The organism is Labilibacter marinus, assembly GCF_001659685.2.
In the GTDB taxonomy this organism is placed as follows: Bacteria; Bacteroidota; Bacteroidia; order Bacteroidales; family Marinilabiliaceae; genus Saccharicrinis; species Saccharicrinis marinus.
The window spans coordinates 286,205-305,713 of sequence record NZ_LXYE02000024.1 but is presented as its reverse complement, the minus strand read 5'-3'; the positions used below and the strand labels follow the sequence as shown (position 1 = coordinate 305,713).

General features: G+C 36.8%; 16 protein-coding genes. 6 read left to right on the top strand and 10 right to left on the bottom strand.

Annotated elements, in window-relative coordinates:
* Nucleotides 1–8 precede the first annotated feature (8 nt).
* Entirely contained in the window at nucleotides 9–260 is a 252-nt protein-coding gene (locus A8L32_RS11880) for a hypothetical protein (RefSeq protein ID WP_066630884.1), read from the top strand.
* 8 nt (nucleotides 261–268) lie between these two features.
* On the top strand, nucleotides 269–481 hold the full coding sequence (locus A8L32_RS11875) for a CCE_0567 family metalloprotein (protein WP_198931767.1): 213 nt from the start codon (nucleotides 269–271) through the stop codon (nucleotides 479–481).
* Nucleotides 482–539: 58 nt separating this feature from the next.
* Here the strand turns inward: A8L32_RS11875 and A8L32_RS11870 are convergent, their stop codons facing one another.
* From A8L32_RS11870 to A8L32_RS11860, 3 genes are all read right to left on the bottom strand, one after another.
* Nucleotides 540–896, bottom strand: coding sequence for a Rieske (2Fe-2S) protein (locus A8L32_RS11870; RefSeq protein ID WP_066630882.1), 357 nt, complete (start codon nucleotides 894–896; stop codon nucleotides 540–542).
* A 129-nt stretch (nucleotides 897–1,025) separates the two neighbouring features.
* Complete coding sequence (locus A8L32_RS11865) at nucleotides 1,026–1,358, bottom strand: NIPSNAP family protein (RefSeq protein ID WP_066630880.1); 333 nt, start codon at nucleotides 1,356–1,358, stop codon at nucleotides 1,026–1,028.
* 1 nt (nucleotide 1,359) lies between these two features.
* On the bottom strand, nucleotides 1,360–1,695 hold the full coding sequence (locus A8L32_RS11860) for a carboxymuconolactone decarboxylase family protein (protein ID WP_066630878.1): 336 nt from the start codon (nucleotides 1,693–1,695) through the stop codon (nucleotides 1,360–1,362).
* A gap of 201 nt (nucleotides 1,696–1,896) precedes the next feature.
* On the opposite strand from A8L32_RS11860, the gene A8L32_RS11855 reads away from it, so the two are divergent.
* Together A8L32_RS11855 and A8L32_RS11850 are read left to right on the top strand one after the other, a co-directional pair.
* On the top strand, nucleotides 1,897–3,420 hold the full coding sequence (locus tag A8L32_RS11855) for an alpha-L-fucosidase (RefSeq protein ID WP_066630876.1): 1,524 nt from the start codon (nucleotides 1,897–1,899) through the stop codon (nucleotides 3,418–3,420).
* Between the two features lie 555 nt (nucleotides 3,421–3,975).
* Nucleotides 3,976–5,631, top strand: coding sequence for a glycosyl hydrolase family 28-related protein (locus tag A8L32_RS11850; RefSeq protein WP_066630874.1), 1,656 nt, complete (start codon nucleotides 3,976–3,978; stop codon nucleotides 5,629–5,631).
* A gap of 220 nt (nucleotides 5,632–5,851) precedes the next feature.
* Here the strand turns inward: A8L32_RS11850 and A8L32_RS11845 are convergent, their stop codons facing one another.
* Both A8L32_RS11845 and A8L32_RS11840 read right to left on the bottom strand, forming a co-directional pair.
* Nucleotides 5,852–6,679 (bottom strand): toxin-antitoxin system YwqK family antitoxin, encoded by an 828-nt coding sequence (locus A8L32_RS11845; RefSeq protein ID WP_066630872.1) that lies wholly within the window; start codon nucleotides 6,677–6,679, stop codon nucleotides 5,852–5,854.
* Nucleotides 6,680–6,691: 12 nt separating this feature from the next.
* A complete protein-coding gene (locus A8L32_RS11840; RefSeq protein ID WP_066630870.1) occupies nucleotides 6,692–7,690 on the bottom strand; it encodes a Kelch repeat-containing protein in 999 nt (332 codons plus the stop codon).
* Nucleotides 7,691–7,829: 139 nt separating this feature from the next.
* Between A8L32_RS11840 and A8L32_RS11835 the strand changes: the two genes are divergently transcribed.
* Nucleotides 7,830–8,264, top strand: coding sequence for a DsrE family protein (locus A8L32_RS11835; RefSeq protein ID WP_198931766.1), 435 nt, complete (start codon nucleotides 7,830–7,832; stop codon nucleotides 8,262–8,264).
* A gap of 76 nt (nucleotides 8,265–8,340) precedes the next feature.
* Here the strand turns inward: A8L32_RS11835 and A8L32_RS11830 are convergent, their stop codons facing one another.
* The 4 genes from A8L32_RS11830 to A8L32_RS11815 form a co-directional block, all read right to left on the bottom strand.
* The gene (locus A8L32_RS11830; RefSeq protein WP_066630868.1) at nucleotides 8,341–10,155 is read right to left on the bottom strand and encodes an arylsulfatase; all 1,815 of its coding nucleotides are present in this window, start codon (nucleotides 10,153–10,155) and stop codon (nucleotides 8,341–8,343) included.
* A gap of 200 nt (nucleotides 10,156–10,355) precedes the next feature.
* Nucleotides 10,356–11,870 carry a sulfatase-like hydrolase/transferase gene (locus tag A8L32_RS11825; RefSeq protein WP_066630866.1) on the bottom strand — a complete coding sequence of 505 codons (1,515 nt, stop codon included), beginning with the start codon at nucleotides 11,868–11,870 and terminating at the stop codon, nucleotides 10,356–10,358.
* Nucleotides 11,871–11,903: 33 nt separating this feature from the next.
* The gene (locus A8L32_RS11820; protein ID WP_066630864.1) at nucleotides 11,904–13,673 is read right to left on the bottom strand and encodes a sulfatase-like hydrolase/transferase; all 1,770 of its coding nucleotides are present in this window, start codon (nucleotides 13,671–13,673) and stop codon (nucleotides 11,904–11,906) included.
* 11 nt (nucleotides 13,674–13,684) lie between these two features.
* Nucleotides 13,685–14,860, bottom strand: a complete 1,176-nt coding sequence (locus A8L32_RS11815; protein WP_066630863.1) for a family 16 glycosylhydrolase — start codon at nucleotides 14,858–14,860, stop codon at nucleotides 13,685–13,687.
* Nucleotides 14,861–15,131: 271 nt separating this feature from the next.
* On the opposite strand from A8L32_RS11815, the gene A8L32_RS11810 reads away from it, so the two are divergent.
* Complete coding sequence (locus tag A8L32_RS11810; RefSeq protein WP_066630862.1) at nucleotides 15,132–18,326, top strand: glycoside hydrolase family 2 TIM barrel-domain containing protein; 3,195 nt, start codon at nucleotides 15,132–15,134, stop codon at nucleotides 18,324–18,326.
* A 313-nt stretch (nucleotides 18,327–18,639) separates the two neighbouring features.
* On the opposite strand, the gene A8L32_RS11805 is transcribed toward A8L32_RS11810, so the two are convergent.
* The gene (locus A8L32_RS11805) at nucleotides 18,640–19,440 is read right to left on the bottom strand and encodes an SDR family oxidoreductase (protein WP_066630861.1); all 801 of its coding nucleotides are present in this window, start codon (nucleotides 19,438–19,440) and stop codon (nucleotides 18,640–18,642) included.
* Nucleotides 19,441–19,509 lie beyond the last annotated feature (69 nt).

Here is a 19,509-nt window from a genome sequence, read left to right as displayed (position 1 = left end):
AATAAAATATGGAAATTAAACAGACTTGGGAAAAGGTATTGGAATATGCTACCATGCCTTTGCACGGAACTTTATCGCGTAAACAACGCAAAGGTGTGAAACTTCAGATTAACGATGGCAAAGTTTATATCAATGCCACAATTTTTCTAGAAGAAAATGTAGTGTGGGTTTCTGAGACTTCTAATGGAGAGGTTAGTAATACCTATTACGACTGGAATAAAATTTTTTCGATTAACACTATAAGTAGTGAAGAAAAATAAATTGAAAAATGATAAGTCCAGAAGAAATTAAAGCACTAGAAGCAGAAGTGAACAAACTTAAATTTAAAGCAGGACAAAAAGGAGGTGAACTTCATGATCTAGTTGAAGACCGATTGTTGCTTGAATTTGAAGATTTAATTCCTTTTGCTGAGACAACTTACGAAGCCTGTAAAAAATGGAGCGATTTAAACAAGGAATTAATAAAAGCCAAAAAAGGTTAGTTCTGAGTATTAAAAGAACTAGGGTTAAATACGGCTCTAGTTCTTTTAATTAGGCCTCCTACTCATCCCACAGCAAGAATACACTATCATTTTCTAGCTCTGCAACAAAAGTAGGTAAAGGACCAAAGGGTAGGTCATCCAAATCTTCAAACATCTCTGCCATATCCTCATCAATCATATCCATACGTACCTTACCCGTTCTGAGGTCGAAACATGTTCCATGATTTAAGCAAGTAATCGATCCTTCCTCTAATCGACCTTCCGATAAATGCCCTTTGGCATGTGGACATACATTATCAACCGCAAAAACAGTATTTTGATGATAAATCATAAGAACCTTCCTGTCCCCCACTTCAACTACTAGTTTTAGCTTCTGCTTAAGCTCATCTAAAGAGCATACTTTTATTCTTTTCATGTAATTATTTTAAATGAAATGTAAATCGTACTATAATTTACGCATAAGGAATTATAGGTTATTAAAACTCGAATAGATAACTAGCGTCTAATATGTACGACTTAAATTTGATATTTGGCAACCGTGTTTTTAATCAATTTTTGCCTTGCCAGTTATGCCTTCAAAAATGGGTTGCATAAATGACCTTTCATAACTTATGATACACTTTGTATATATGGCATATTGTAATGCTTCTTGACATTTGTTACAGCATGCAATTTTATTTCGATATTCTTCATAATCGGACAATGATGGAAACGAAAAAGAAGCGTATCCTATATTATTGGCTCCTTCGTAAGGCTTAAGGTATCCATGATGAAATCCTCCCATTTCATTTACAAGGTCAATCCAAAGCTTTCCGTAATGTTCAAATTCTTTAACTTTTATAGGGTCTATTGTATATTTCAAAAAACAGGTTACCATATTATTTAATTTTTAATTCTTCAATTAAAGCCATTGCATAACGTGCCGATGGGTAAGTTATTGAGCCACCTCCAACAACTCCTATTTTAATAGCTTCCAATATCTCTGTTTTATTAGTTCCTGATTGCATGCAGCCCTGTAAGTGATATAATATGCACTCATCACATCGCGTCAGTACAGATATTGATAAACCTGTTAGTTCTTTGTATTTTTTAGGTATTGCCCCTTCAGAATAAACCTTATCATCTAATTCTCCAAATTGCTGAAAAAAATTGTCACTTTCAACGAGTTTGTTATTTAACTCCTGTCTTTGTGTATTTTTTGCTTCAATTTTCATTTTACTTTATTTTCTGTAGTGTTTTAGCTTAATTTGCGCAAAACAAGTATACAAAAATAGCATGATATTATGTAGAACCATAATAAAACCCCAGCACTTCAGCCCTATTTTCAATAACACCCCGCTAGTAAGTGAAAATATTACCCCTACATTATTAGTTTAGAAAGTACCTTGCATAGGTTAAATTATATCATTTACGTCATGTTAAAAAACACACTTACAAGCTTAGTATTATTGTGCTTAATGCAAGCTGTCTTTGCACAAGACAAATACACACCCGATTGGGAAAATTTAAAAAAACATAAAGCCGTACCCGAATGGTTTGCCGATGCTAAACTAGGTATTTACTTCCATTGGGGAGTGTACTCGGTTCCTGCTACCGATGGCGAATGGTATCCTCGCTGGATGTATGTTCCGGATAGAGATCCTAATCAATGGGGAGGTAAAATATACAAAACGCACAGAGAAACCTACGGTGAAAATTTCGATTACCACGATTTTATTCCCATGTGGAAGGCGCCCAAATTTAATGCCAAAGAGTGGGTAGATATGTTTGAAGGTTCGGGTGCTAAGTTTATTGGTTCTATAGCCGAACACCATGATGGCTTTTCACTTTGGGATAGTAAAGTAAACGAATGGAACTCTGTAGGCATGGGGCCGGGTATTGATGTAGTTAAAGCTATTGCCGAGGAAACTAAAAAACGTGACCTGAAGTTTATGGCCACTTTCCACCATGGTTTTCACAATATGTTTTATCCAAAACAAAATCAAACGGTTCTTCGTCCTGTGACCACCAACAAATACAATTACGTATACGAAAACTGCGAAGTACCTCAAGAAGAGAAGTATCGTAAACTATATTGTAATATGGATTACGAAGAGGCTCAACAGCTATGGCTTGGAAAATTGAATGAAGTAATTGAGTCGTACATACCAGATTATATCTGGATGGACTTTGGACAACGTTTCATCACAGAAGAATATCGCAAACAGTTTTTGGCTAATTATTTTAATAAAGCTGCCGAAGAAGGCAAAGAAGTGGTGGTAAATACCAAAGGAGACTTCTTCCCTACCGAGCTTTCTGTCGTTAACGTTGAGCGTGCTACCATGGAAGATATCACACCTGAGGTTTGGATTACCGACTTTATACTAGGTAGCGCATGGTGTTTCGATAAAAATAAACGTTATGCAATAGACCCTCACAAAGCCATCAGAATGTTGGCTGAGGTTGTCAGCAAAAATGGCGTGATGCTTCTTTCCGCTGGTCCTATGGCAGATGGCACCATGCCCGAAGAGCAAGTAAAAGCCATGGAAGGCATAGGTGCTTGGATGAAATTATATGGTGAATCGGTTTATAACACTCGTCCGTTTGTAGCTTTTGGAGAAGGAACAACAGAATTAAAACGCGACCCTCAAGATGCTTGGAACGAATATGGTGCCATTAAAAAAGGACTAAGTAAATTAAATGCTGCCGACGTTCGTTATACGCAGAAAGGAAAAACCGTTTATGCTATTCAGTTAGGCTGGAATAACGAAAATCCAGAAAGAGTGTTGAGTACATTTGCTGATAAAGCAAAAGACTTAAAAGTTAAATCGATATCGGTATTAGGAAGTAAAGAAAAAATCAAGTGGAAAAAAACAGCTGATGGGTTAAAGGTTAATCAACCTAAAAACAAACCTGCCGAAGCAGATGCTGCTTTAGTTTATAAAATCACCTTGCGTTAAAAAGTTTAGTTTGTAATGTAAGTGGCCCTCGCTGATGATTGCATTAACGGGGGCTTTTTTGTTATTCAGGAATAGGGCTTACATTTTTAAACACAAAGGGTACTGAAGTATCCCTTAAATGCCTATCATAAATAGATAAATCCTGTCCGTCCTTTTTTCATTGTAACCTAAGGAGAAAGCGCAAAGAACGCAGAGATGTATTGGCTGCGCCAAAAAATATGATAACTATTCGGGAGTATTACTCATGAACTATTAATTTACACTTATTCTCTATACTTCACCGATTTTAACTGCATCAAAATCCTTTCAGCTCTTCGCGTTTTTTCTCTTAAGTACTGGCTATATTTTAAGCATCTCAAAAACGATATTATCTTCCGGCGAAGTTCCTCAAAAAATAATCCTTTGCATGAAAAGTCAAGGGCAATTCAACTACAAATTCTTTTATTTCACAAACTGAACAATATTGCACACTACGCATACTTTTTTGCACTCCATATTCTAAGTATTCATTTAGTTTTACTGACAATTGCATTATCTTAAATAAAAATCATTGATATGAAAACTATAGTAGCCGTATTGCTTGTTGTTTGGTTAATCAGTTGTCAAGAAACTCCTCAAAAAAACAACTACCCCAATATTCTGAATGAGTTTCTAAAGGATTCTAAAAACAGTATTCTTCCTGATTATTCATTTGCAGGTTATCACTATGGCGAATCTAACATCCCTGAGGTAACAGCTACGCAATTCAATGTTACCGAATATGGTGCAATTGCTAATGATGGCTTGGATGACACCGAGGCGATACAAGCAACAGTGGATGCTGCAGGGCAAGCTGGTGGCGGAATAGTATTTTTCCCGCAAGGCACTTTTCATGTAAATATGGATAGTACGCAATTGGACATCATCAAAATTAACTATAGCCATATTGTAATGCGAGGTTCTGGCTCTGGAGAAAATGGAACCATTATTTATAGCGGTTCGCAAACCACCCAACCAGAAGAACAGAGCCCATGGTTGTCGCCTTTTGTATTTCATACAGGATTGAATCTATTTGGCACAGACTACTTCTTTAGCATTGATGAGCTACCTAATCATATAAAACTCATTGCTAATCTTAAAAAAGGAGATTCTACTTTAAAACTTGAAAATACAAAGGGTATAAAAGCTGGTGATGTGTTGCTATTAGCCATGAGTAATACTGCGGATGATGGTGACTTAATGAAAGAGTTAATGAATCCCATAGAATATGACCCTTTCCAAACTAGTTATATCAATGCAGGCAAGGACAGAAAATCATCCTTTCAATGGCCTGTAGAAATAAAAGAAGTACTTAATGATAACGAGGTTGTTTTAAAGCAACCAGCTCGCCGAGACATATTAACAAAATTTGAAGCCAGAGTTGCACAAATGCCTATGTTAAAAGAAATAGGTATTGAAAACTTTAGGTTTGAGTGCGCATATAAAGGAGGATACAAACACCATTTAACTCGCGAACATGATTATGGTTGGGGAGCTATTTGCATGCACCGCGTTTCGCATGGTTGGGTGAGAAATATCAACATCAATAACTATGTGCAAAATACCCACTTGGTAAATAGCAGAAATGTAACAATTAGTAATATTAGTATGAATGGGCTTGATGGCCACTACGGACCTAAAATGTATCACTCAAGCGATAATTTGGTTCAGGATATTGAAGTCAATGCCAAATACACCCATGGACCTGGTTTGGAAGGAGCTAGCTTTGGCAATGTATACCGCAACATAAAATTAGCGCATTTTTCTCCAGCAGATTTACATGGGATTGGAGGAGCCGATTTTTGTCCACCTATGTATAATTTATACGAAAACATAAGCAATTTAAGTCATATTGCAGGTGGCGGAGCTCCAGCTAATATTCCACATGCTGGAGAGTACAATACCTTTTGGGGTTTGCAGTTTAAAAGCTTTAAGGACGAAGATTTTAATGAATTATTCTATTCATGGATTTGGAGAGATGCCCAACGTTTCGGTAATGATTTTCATATTGATTGCCACAAACAATATCTGCGTAGTATTTTAGTCGGCGTTCATAATACTGAAAAGACTTTATCCGTGGAACATTCTACAAAAGACAGAGCTGATGATTGGATTTATATTGAAGGTTTAAATAATAACCTTGAACTGCCTTCATTGTATGAAATTCAGTTGAAGAACAGGCTTAACAACTAAATTGGATAGCAGCTTGAATTTAAATGCAAAGAAAGAAGCGGGTACGACTTTGTTGTTTATCGTTGCTAAACACTGGCAGCCTGTCATTTTAACATCACAAAGCTAAGGATGCGCTAAGAACGCTAAGGCGTTTAAGCTGCGCTAAAACATGAGATTACAGACCACCTTAAACACAACACGTTTTGACGAAGTTAAAACACTTTGCGTGAAACTATAGGATCTAAACTCCTCTTACACTTACCTCTACTTTTTTATTCAGTATTAACTTAAGACCATCTTTATTTTTAGCAACTGCAACAATATTAAGCGTTTTATCAAAAACATATCCCTTTGGTACATCTATTACTAATTGTCCTTCTTTTTCGGATAGGATTTCTAACTCCGACATGTTTTTATTGAAGTATAGACCATCGATTAATTGTCCCGAATAGAAAGTCACATTTTTGTACCTTTTTACATTCTCTCCTGTTAAAGATAACTTTAAGGTATATCGATGTGCTATTCGCAACTCATCAATACGCTGAACCTTAATAACTGGCTGTTTTCTTTGTTTCCCAATGTTGGTATACTCTTTTAGTCCCATCCCAGGAAACCCAGCCTTATACGGATATTCGGCTGTTAAATTGCCTTTTCTATCATAGCGTTTACATAACCCACTTATCTTATCATTAATATAGAATTGCTCCTTCCACACCTTACCATTTCTGTAATATGAAAAACTAGGTCCTTCCTTTTTATCATCTACATAAGTACTTTTCGAAGCTAGCGTTCCACTCTCCCAATAACGAAAACTCTCTCCATGTCTATCAGCCACTCCTTCCTCATTGTATTTCATTGCTACCTTCCACTTAACAGGTTGGTGAACATCATCATCGTAATGAATCTTTTTTACAAAAGAGCCTTGTTTCTTAGCCTTTGGTTTGTCTGCTTTATTGGAGCCCATCATCTCACTCCAATCCAATTTAATATTCAGCTCATCGCCATATTCAACTACAACAAAGGCAGCAACCAATAATAACAGGACTAAGGCTGGTAAAAACTTCTTCATATTTATCTTTCGTTATTCTTTGCTAAACACCTCTATTGAATTCATATTACCACCTCCTCTATTCGGACTTCCTGCTGCTATATAAACCTTATCCTTATAAAATACGGCAGCACTTCCATGTCGGCCAATTTTTAATGGCATCAACTCCGTCCATTGGTGGGTATCTAAATTTAAACGAAATGTTTCATTATGTGCTTTATCTTGGCCTGTTTCACCGCCAAAATATAATATACTATTGCCAACTAAAACAGTTCCTCCAGCAGCTGTTGGTACGGGTAAATCTTCTTTTAAAGTCACCCATTTATTCTCCACCAAGTCATACACATCCACCTGAGGTACAGTAGCCGCAAAAAATGCTGCAAAATTATTAGGATGATGTACACTGGTATTTCTACCTCCCATGCAATAAATCTTATCCTTATACAGTACTGCTGCAAAATGGTCGCGCACATGAGGTGCTTTCGTCATACCTTGCCATTCTCCCGTTTTTAAATCGTAACAATCAAAACGATTGGAACAGCCACTAGTATGCCCCAACTCAATACCTGCAATAATGTAAATTTTATCCTGATAAAGAACCGCACCAGCTCCTCCTCTTCGCATTTCTTCTGGTATCATATCACCTTTTTTCCACTCATCCTTTTCGGGATAATACATCCAAATATTCTCCAAAGGCGTTTCTTTAGGGTATTTACCCGTCATAGCTCCAACAAAATACACGGCATCCTGATAAACCACTGCCTGAAAATGATGAATCTCAAAAGGGGTTTTCCCTTTAGTTTCCCAAGAATTAGTAGCAGGGTCGTATACATTAACTGGCTTTACACCTCTTCCTCCCAATAGATAAAATTTTCCTTTATATTCGAAAAATGCATTTTCGTGGCGCCCAACAGCTTCCCCTGATGGCTCTAATAATTTCCATTCATATCCTTCAAAAGCATTTTGAGAGGAAATATTTATAGCGAACAAAACAGTGCAAATAAGCAGGAAGAATAGTCTTTTTATATACATAACTACATAGATTAATTTAGATATTTCGAAGATAAGTTTTTTTTAATAAGAGTACTATTGCTTACGATATATTGAAGCGGATTTTATAAAATAAAGCCCTAACTTGTAATCACTTTATAATCCTTTAAACTAATTAATCATGAAATTAAAACTATCATTAAGCATCCTAATTTATTTTTTAGCTATGACAGCATTTGCACAAGAACAATCTCCCTCAAATGATTCTGAAACTATCAACTCCAAAGACAAACTTGTTGTGGTATGGACGAGTGGCGACAAAGAAGTGGCCGAAAAAATGGTATTTATGTATACCTATAACGCACAGAAATACGGATGGTGGAAAGATATTACCTTACTGGTTTGGGGACCTTCTGCAAAACTATTAAGTGAAGATAAAGATTTACAGAAATATGTTCAGAAAATGAAAAAGGAAGGGGTTAATTTATTGGCTTGTAAAGGTTGTGCTGACCAATATAAAATTAGCGACCAGTTAAGCGAAATTGGCGTTACGGTTAGATACACGGGAAAAGACTTGACTGAATTTATTAAAGAAAGACATGTTATTACTTTTTAATGCACGTGATAAATAAAAAGCCCCATACTACAATCAAATATTATAGCATGGGGCCTAATTCTTTTATAAGATTCTACTACAGTTTTTCCACTGTATAATAATAAGCCAATGTTTTTTGTGTATCCTTATCTTTTTCGTCGTAGAAACCACCCGATAGCTTCAGCGGACCAGCTTCTAAATCAACCACCACTTCACCTGCAGTATTTGCCTGATTAAACTCGCAAGGTACCGTTAAATCGTTTAACACGATAAATGGCATTCTTAGCTTTAATGATTGCCCTGCTGCTATCGCATCAGTTCCTTTAGTTGCTTCAACACCTGGTATTGCAGCATCCATAGCCAGACCACTTTCCAACGGGTAACGCGAAATAGAAATTTTATACTTACCAGAAGCAACCACTTCGGTTAACAAATATCCTTCATCGAAATTCTTACCTGTTCTAATCATATTTTGATGCCAAGGGATTCCTTGCTCAGTGTGCATATCATGACAGGTCATGTGCATCGGATTTTCATACTCCGTACCAATCTTAATCACAGGATATTCAAAATCCTTTTCTGCTCTGCTCCACCACTCGTTATAGAAATTCTGCATTTTTTTAACACGCTCAGGATGGCTTTCTGCTACATTATTCTTTTGGCCTGGATCAGCGTAAATATCATATAGCTCATTTCCATTTACTAATCGCCACTGCGATGTCATCACACAGCTATTTCTATTTTTCTCTGGCCATTGATTACGTTGCGTATCGGTTACTAACATACGCTCATCCAAATTTTCTTTCGATTCTTTACCGTAAAGTAAATTAGTAATTGAAGTACCATCCATCTCTAGCTTTGGCTCGTAATTTAATCCGCAAAGCTCAGCTATAGTTGGCATAAAATCCACATGGGCAGTTAAAGTATTGATGTCTTTTCCTCCAACCAAGTCGCCTTTAGGCCATTTAATAAAGAACGGAACGCGATGGCCTCCATCGTAGTGGCTTCCTTTGGTTCCGCGCATACCCGCATTAAAACCCGATTCCTCCTTTGTTTTTTTATTATACCCATAACCAGCAGCAGTACCATTATCCGTCATAAAAATAAGGATGGTGTTATCCGCAATACCTTTTGTTTCAAGATGCTTGGTTAATTGTCCAAAACGCTCATCCAGCTGGGTAATCATACCATAAAAGTTTTGTCTTCCTTTGTACATTCCTAAACCATCGTACATTGTAGCATACTTCTCTGGCACATTATAAGGGCCATGAGGAGCATTTAACGAAACATACATAAAAAATGGCTTATCGGTATTGTTATCCACAAACTTCTCTGCTTCATCAAACCATACATCCGTACAATAACCTTTAGCTTTTTCAGGCACACCATTTCTAAAATAAGTATCATCAAAGTAATCGTTATTCCAATAATCAGGTGTTTGTCCTACACCTCCGCCTCCGTGAGAAAAAGTATGTTGAAAACCTCTATCTTCAGGACGAAAAGGATAATTATCTCCTAAGTGCCACTTACCAAACATAGCGGTTGCATAACCATTATCTACAAAAACATCGGCTAGTGTTGTTTCGCGCTCGTTCAATAAAGAACAGCCACCAATCGTGTGCCATACACCAGTACGATTACAGTTACGACCACTCATTAATCCACCTCGCGTAGGCGCACAAGTGGTACCTACATGAAAGTTAGTTAATCTAACACTCTCGCCATGAAACTTGTCTAGGTTTGGTGTTTTTATAACCGTATTTCCATGACAAGCCAAATCGCCATATCCCTGGTCGTCGGTGATGACCAAGATAACATTGGGTTTATCTACCTTAGCTGGCTTTTTTGCAGGGCTGCAACTAGCTGCCAATACAAGCACTGCTAAAACTAAAATTACATTGAAAATTTTCATTTTATATGTTTATTGTTAAACTACACATTTTTAGAAACATTAATAACATCAACACTACCCTTTGCTCTCGTGATGAACGCTAAGAAAAATTCTTTTACCTATAACGATGATGTACTAAATGCTCAACCTTCTTTTGCAAAGAACGCAAAGAAAAATCCTCTCGAATCTTTAGTTACTCCCATGCAACTTTAAATAACTGTTTACAACTGATAAAACTCGTCCAGATTTAATTCATCACCAACAGTTGTTTGTAAGCCTTTTAACTCTGCAAACATTGTTGCTACACGTTCTTTTTGATTGTCATCAGAAGCTAAATTAGTCATCTCTAACGGATCTGCTTTTAAATCGAATAACTTAACCACCTTAACATCTGGATAAAGAATTAGCTTAAATCCATCTTTACGAATAGAACGTTGCTTAGTTAAATATCCACCATAAATACCATTGTAAGCACTTTTAGTGGTTTCGCCTACAGCCAAAGGAACAATACTATTGAAAAATACAGAGTCTTTTTTAGCACTTCCTGCTAAGTCTAAAGCGGTTGCCATAGCATCTTGCAAATAGATTTCTGCATCTACTTTTTTACCTTTTTCTAAACCCGGTCCGGTCATTACAAATGGCGGACGTACACTGTGATCGTATAGATTTTGCTTACCGAATAAGCCGTGCTCTCCAACCGCTAAACCATGGTCAGCTGTATAAATAATATAAGTATTCTCTGCTTTTCCACTTTCTTCTAAAGCCTTTAAGATGGCACCAATCTGCGCATCTAAATGCGTAATGCTCGCAAAATATTCCTTTTTATGAACTCTAGTGGCATACTCTGTACGAGGGAAAGGCGCTAAAGCAGCGTCGCGTAACGAAGGGTCATTAGCTATTCCGTATGCTTCTGGATATAAAGGCTGAAAGCTTTCAGGAATACTTAACTCATCCTCATTATACATATCCTGATATTCTTGCGGTGCCTGACGAGGATCGTGAGGTGCGTTAAAAGCCAAGTACATAAAAAATGGCTTATCACTTGTTTTAGCTTGGTTGATAAAAGAAATAGCATCATCTCTTAAAACTTCTGACCAATGCTGACCTCCTTGCCAAAATCCTCCATGGATAGTATCCGTTGGCGACCATGTATTATCATCCTTACTTAAAGGACGATTATAACCAATAGGCATATATTTACTATAGTCCTCGCCTTCCTTAAGGTTAGCATAAATCTTTTTCATCTTGGCATGGTCCCAGTTATCCTTAGGCATTCCAGGGCGTACATGCTTTACATTGTTAAAAGCTTTTTCGGCAGAAGTATGCACATGCCACTTACCCGTCATGTAGGTTTCATACCCTTGGGCTTCCATCATTTTACCCCAAGTAAGCTCAGTTCCGTTTCCTTTATTAAAAACTTGTTTCTCAAATTTTTGTGCCTTCCAAACAGGTAAACCTGTATTCAACATACATCTTGAAGCTTGACAAACCGCACCATTCCATGCTCCCATATTAAAGGCATTTACAAAGGTAACTCCACTATTCACCAACTTATCTAAGTTAGGCGTGATTACTTCTTTATTTCCCAAAGCATTTACCGTTGTATGGCATTGGTCATCGGCAAACAAGAAAATAATATTGGGTTTCTCTAAAACTTTTTTGGTTTCTTTTACTGGTTGCTGGCAAGCGGAAAACAGAACAGCAATAAAGGCTAGTAGTAAATATACTTTATTCATTTTTTAATGTGTAAGATATTAGTTTAAGTTTATCTAGTTTACAATCACTTCAATTGAATGACTTATCCCTGATTTTGAAAAGGTTTGCTTTACATTGGCAGCAACAGGGTAAGCATCACTCCATGAATATACAGAAATTGTTGCTTTTCCTTTACCAAGCGCCTTTAAGTTTCCGAATTTATCAATGGCAACAACTGCATTATTGCTCGATTCCCAAATAATATTTCGTTTGGTGGCGTTAGTAGGTTTTACTGCGCAACTTAACTGATAGCTCTCTCCTATTGTTAAAGCTGACTTAGGCGCATCAATTTTTAATGATTGTACATCCTCTTCTTTATAAGAATCAATTATCTTACCTAATTCATGATAAGCTTTTTGTTGCTCTTTAGTCAGCCTAGCGATATCCAAACCACTATGCAACATCACTTTAAACCTACGCTCCACAACAGTATCACCTGCTTTTTCCAAAGGGTCTGTTCTTAAATCAAAAAATCGGCCTTCAGGATATTCTGTACAAGGTGCGTATCGTTTAAACTCTTTATTAAAAGCATAAATCAATAACTCTTTGTCGCTTGTATAAGGTTGATTGTTGTTATACCATGTGTATATTACATCTCTGGCTTCACCCTTTTTACCCATTACCTGTGGCCAAAAACTAATTCCATCTAACTCATTACTTTTAGGAATTTCGACACTTGTTGCCTCGGCAATGGTTGGGTAAATATCTGTAACATCTACCATACCATCATATTTTCGGATGGTATGATTACCTGCTTTAATTTTGCCCAGTTGATTTAATACCAAAGGAACATGAAGCCCATTATCGGTGTTTCCACCTTTTCTACCAGGATAAATAGAATCGTTGGGTAAGATATGCGTAAAGCACTCTTTGGTTCCATTATCTCCCATCACTACAATCAAGGTATTTTCTCTTAACTGCAATTCATCAAGCTTTGTTACCACATTACCAATTAGCTTATCCATATAAGAAATCATATCTGGAAAATACTTTCTATCATCACCCTTTTTAGGATTATGTGCATTTCGTCCTTCGTCAAATTCATCAAACAACTTTTTAGGGCGTGTATCTGGCGTTGGCTGATGTTCGTCGTGTACCAACAACATTGGATAGTACAAAAAGAAAGGCTTTTCCTTATTCTTCTCTATAAAATCGAGCGCATAGCGGTTACAAATATCTGGCCCGTACCAACGTCTACCTGTGACAGGGTCTAAATCCGTTCGCATCTGATAATCGTAATACTCTCCGTTAATAATTAAATTAGGGTTGATAAAACGCTTTCCTTCCGTTACCACATCAAAGGCACAAAACTCATCCCATCCAAATTCATAAATATAATCTTTACCATGGATTTCTTTGGTACCACGCGTTTGCTTCCATTTTCCAAAAATACCAGTAGCATAACCTTGCTGTTGAAATACATCTCCGAAGGTAACATCCGAACTGTGTTGAGACTTACAACGCAAAAAATTACGTTGATTATATTTGCCGCTCATTAAAGCAATTCGAGTAGGCTCACATAAAGGGTAAGCAAAGGCATTACTGCACATTAAACCTGTTTCGGCCAGTTTATCAATATTTGGCGTAGCAATGGTTTCCGCTTTAAAATCTCCGCGTAAAGAACCTACTTTATTGGCTCCATAAGCAGTAACTCCATAATGACTTAAATCATCAATTAAAATAAGTACTACATTGGGTTTCTCGGTAGTTGATGGTTTGTTTTTTGCCAACAATACCCAAGGTGCAAGCATCAATAAAAAACCAATCCCTAATAATCTTTTCATCGTTTACAGAATTAAATAGCTTTTTCAATACTCAAATCGATGTTACTCGACTGTGTTGAAGTAAGCTGAGCTTTTACTTTAGTAGCTCCTTTTATCTTTTTAAGTTTAATTGAAGTACTTTGATGTCCTAGGCCTTCAAGAGCAAGAACCTTAGTTTCTTTAATTACTTCTCCATCCTTATCCATAAAATATAAAGTCACTTGACAATCTTCATTAGCAGCATACACAAGATCAGCCAATTGATATCCTTTTTTTGTACTTGTAGAAATCTCAATAGAGTTTGTGAATACATCCACTTCGTACTTTTCTTTTACCACTTTATTAATAGGCACCAACTTATAGCTTCTAATCCAATCGTAATAGGCTGTATTAATTTCAGGGTTTTCTAAATCCTCAGCAGATGGTGCAGGTTGCCAATCGTAAGTTTCAGTGACCATATTAATCTGCATAGGTCTGTCAAACGGTTCTTTTGAAATATCGGTACGAAACTGAACGGTATCAAAAACAGCATCGTTGGCAAAAAACATCACCTCTTTAGCATCTATCCACCAAGCCCCATAAATGTGATACTCATCGCTTACCTCACTGCGTAACTTATGACCTGTTCCCTTCGAAATAAAAGTTTCTTTACGCTCACCACACTTTACGTAACGATAGTGGGTATTACAATTCATACTAGTTATAAACTTTTTGTGTGTAGTACTTCCTCCCACAGCCTCTTGAATATCCAACTCTTGGCTATAGCTATCGTTATCACAATCATCATTCTCGGTAAAAGGAACTTTATCATTCGACATCCAAAATGTAGTAGACATAGCTATTTTCGAAGCTTTGGCTTTACACTCGTAATATCCAAAGTGAGCATCTTTAGTAGTGGAAGAAACAGCTCCTCCATACATGGTATATTTTCCGTTTCCCTTTGGCTTATCTAAAACCCCACTTTTAATTTTCATATTTCCATCAGAAACAGAAACTGCCTCAGGATTAAACCAAGCAGGAGCTCTTCCTTGCCAACCTCCGTTGTAATGATTTAACCATTTAGAATCATCCAAGGATGAGCCATTAAATTCATCAGAAAATTGAGTATTTATTACCCAACGAAACCCTTTGGGTGGTTTGGGCGGCTTTGCAGAAATTACGACTGTGCAAATAGTCGCAAGCAAAATAAGGGAAAGAACTTTTTTCATACGTTTTATTTTTTTGAAGATTGAGCATTGTTTCAAAACCTCTTTTGATAATATCAAAAATAAACTAATCACAAGTTCTCTTCGACTAATAATCCGAACAATTAAAGGGGGTATATAAAAAGTTGCCCTTCATTAGGTGCTAATATGGCAATTAACCCAAAACGTAACGGTTAAATTTTAAATTAACCCCTTATTTTATCGTAATTTTATACGTGTGTAACTACACAAGTAATGTATCTTCGTTGCAATTGTTAACTTATAATCATACTTCATGCAATTAATTAAGCAATCAATAACTAAGCTGTGTTTCTTAGTTATGATGAGCTCGATATTCGTTAGTATATCAGCTCAAATAAACAAACCCCATTGGGATGACGAAACGGTGTTTGCCGTTAACAAAATGCCTGGACGAGCGACTTCCTACTCATTTTATAACGAAGCGGAAGCACTTGAGGGTGACAGAGACAAAACGGACATTACCAGCTTAAATGGAACCTGGAAATTTAAGTATACTAAAAAAGTGACCGACCGCTCGATGGATTTTTATAAAAATTCTTTTGATGCCAACGGTTGGGACGACATTGCAGTTCCTTCTAACTGGGAAATCCTAGGTTATGGTCAACATGTGTATACCAATGCACAATACAAAATAAGTTTAAAACCGCCGTATTACCCTTGGGATACTGAGGTTGGACAATATAAAAGAACCTTTGATTACGACAGTAGTTGGAAAGATAGACAGGTTATTTTACACTTTGGTGGCGTTACTGCAGCTTTTACCTGTTGGGTTAACGGCAAAAAAGTAGGCTATAGCGAGGATAGTTGTTTGCCTGCAGAATTTGACATTACAGACTACCTTCAAGAGGGAGAAAATACCGTATCGGCAGAAGTTTACCGATGGGGAGCAGCTGCTTTTTTAGAAGATCAGGATCATTGGAGATTAAGTGGAATTCATCGCGAGGTGATGATATTAAGTCAGCCTAAAGTTTCCATCAACGACTTTTTTGTACGTAATAAATTCGATGAGCAATTAAACGATGCAAAACTTCAAATCCGTCCACGTATTACAGTGATTGACGATGTAGATACTAAAGGTATGAAGTTAGAGGCTAAACTCTATGATGCAGATGGAAATGCAGTAATGAAAGCAATGAGCATGGATGCCAACAAAATTATTAACGAATGGTATCCGCAGCGCGACAATGTGTATTTTGCCTTGTTAGAACAAAACATTACCTCTCCTTATAAATGGTCTGCTGAAAAGCCATACTTATATTCTTTGGTACTTACTTTAAAAGATAAAGAAGGTAAAGCAATTGATATTCGTTCTCAAAAAGTAGGTTTCAGAGATGTAAAAATTGATGGAAGCGTAATGCTCATCAACGGTAAAAAAGTAAAACTATACGGCGTAAATCGTCACGATCACGATGATATCCATGGTAAAGCATTAAATCGTGAGGATATGGAAGAGGATATTAAGCTTTTAAAGCGTTACAACTTTAATGCTATCCGTACTTCTCACTACCCTAACGATCCGTATGTATACGATCTTTGCGATAAATATGGTATTTACGTAATGGACGAAGCTAACCTTGAAACTCACGCTGTACGCGGATTATTAAGCAACCAACCAACTTGGGCAGCTGCTTACGTAGATAGAGCCATCAGAATGGTTGAAAGAGATAAAAACCATGCATCTATTGTTTCATGGAGTTTAGGTAATGAGTCTGGTAGTGGTCCTAACCATGCAGCCATGGCAGCCTGGATTAAAGATTACGACGATACTCGTTTTATGCACTACGAAGGAGCTCAAGGAAATAAGCACCACAAAAACTATCGTAAAGTAGGTTCTAAAATTTACAAAGAGGAAAATGCGAAGCATTACGCCAACCCTACAGATATGCCTTATGTGGATGTAATTAGCAGAATGTATCCTCCTTTGGAAGTATTGGATGATATGGCTCATAATCCTCAAATTCATAAACCAATTATGATGTGTGAGTATGCTCACGCCATGGGTAACTCTTTGGGTAATATGATGGAATATTGGGATATGATTCATGCCAACGACAACCTTTTAGGTGGTTTTATTTGGGATTGGATTGACCAAGGTATTCTAGAACATGATAAAGATGGAAACCCATATTATGCTGTTGGTGGTGATTATGGCGATAAAGTAAATGCAGGTAACTTCTGTTTAAATGGAATTATTGCTTCGGATAGAACACCAAAACCACAGATTGAGGAGTGTAAGTACGTTTATCAGCCATTTACATTTGATGCTGTTAACCTTGAAAAAGGAAGTATTAGAATCAAAAATCGTCAGTGGTTTGCTACCAGTGCAGATAAAGTGTTTAAATGGACACTTAGCCAGGATGGTAAAGTGATTCAAAGCGGAACGCTTCCTCAAATAATTATTGGAACAGAAGATTTTACTACGGTAACTATTCCGTACAAAAAGCCAAAATTAGTGGCTGGTGCCGAATATTGGTTAAGAGTAAGTGCTCATTCTACAAAAGATGAATTTTGGGCTAAGAAAGGTTATGAAATCGCTAAGCAACAGTTTAAACTTCCATTCTTTGTAGAGAAAAAAGAAACTTATAAAAGTGCAGCTATCTCTGAAAAGAAAGAGGGTGATATAATTAACTTATCCAACAAAGCGTTCTCTTTAAAGATATCAGAGAAAACTGGTTTTATTCAAGGTTTAACTATTGCTAAAAAAGAAGTAATAGTAAAAGAATTAAAGCCTTACTTCTGGCGTGCTTTAACAGATAATGACGAACGCGGATGGAAACCACAAAAGTATAATACATTTTGGTTAGAAGCTGCGGATAAGCTACAATTAAAAAGCTTTGATGTGAATAAGTCGAATACCTCATTCGTTACTGTAAATGCAAAATACAATATTGAAGATAAAGTAAAATTAAGTCTTCAATATTTAGTTTCTGGTGATGGAACAGTAAAGGTGGACTATACTATTGATGCTGATGTTAGTCTTCCAGACATGGTTAGAGTAGGAATGCAAACAGGTGTTCCTGTAAACATGAATAACATGAGCTATTATGGCTTAGGTCCTTGGGAAAACTATAGCGATAGAGCTTCTGCTGCTGAAGTAGATGTATATACGGGCAAAGTAGATGACTTTGTATTTGAATATGCCCAACCACAAGAGTGTAGTAACCGCACAGGCGTTCGGTGGGTAAAATTAAGCGATGCTAAAGGAAAAGGATTACAAGTAAAAGGAACACAGCCATTAAGTGTTTCTGTATGGCCTTGGACTGCAGAATCTTTATTTTCGGTAAGACATACCAACGAGGTGAAAAAAGAAGCTTTCTATACAGTGAATATTGATTTAGTTCAAACTGGTGTTGGAGGGTGTGATACTTGGAGCTTAAAAGCTAAGCCAATTACCAAATATCAAGTACCTGCTGGTAAGTACCAATATTCATTTGTAATAAGCAAATAAGAATACTAAGGAGTTTATAAAGTAATAAAGTTTTTGACTAGTTTAAAAGAGGGTTTCGCTTAATGTGAAACCCTCTTTTTTTGCTCGATTTTTGTCAAAGGGAACAAGCAAGTTATACGTTCTCAAGAGCAAGTCACCTGCGGGGATCGCCAAGCATGTGTAGGAACCTCCAAGTTATTTGTTTTCTGTAGGTTTTATAATGTCAACCTCCGAGTTTATTCTTCGCTGAAAAATCGTTTACAGAACGATGCCATGCGCATATTTTTATGACTTAATTAAAATTACTAAATCCAACGCTATAGTAAAATTGGTTTTACAGGTCATAATAACTCATCAATAATTTCTGAAACCATCTGGATGGTAAGATTACTTTTGCCAGCGGCATTATCAACTCCAGCGGCGTTCCTACTCTGTACCTTGGCTTTAATCTCTTCTTATTTAATATTTTTTCTACTTTATAAGCTACTTTAATCGGGTCGCTAGCATTTTGAACATTATCTGTTGCTGTAGCATTAATACGCTCAAACTGCTCCTTATATGGTGACGAAATATCAATAACAGGCTCTTTCCTATTTGAAAATACATCAGTATTGAAATCACCAGGCTGCAGGGTACATACCTCTATTCCGAATTGTTTTACCTCTAAACACAGCGATTCACTTATATTTTCTAGCATGGCCTTACTAGCACTATAGATACCGTTAAAAGGTATTCCGGCCTCTGCTGCCAAAGAACTAATCAATATAATACGCCCCTTTGCTTGCTGACGCATGATGGGTATTACAGCTCTATTTACTCTTTGAATTCCATATACATTTAGCTGCATTACGTCCTCTATCTCTTCGGCTGTAAATGCCTCTACAGGACCAATTGCACCTCTACCTGCACATTGAATCAACACATCAATATGCATAAAATATCTTACTGCTTTGGCAATTGCCTTCTTAACTGCATCCTCCTTGGTCACATCCATCTTTAACCAACTTATATCATCCTGCTTTAATTCATCCTCCACCCTTCGACCAAAACCAATAACATTATGACCTTTAGTGTGTAAATGATTGGCGATTGATTGCCCAATACCAGATGTAGCTCCTGTAATAAGAATATTCATTGATAAAATTTATGATACAATAATTAAGATTTGCAATATATACAAAAGCAAAGATATCATCATACAAGC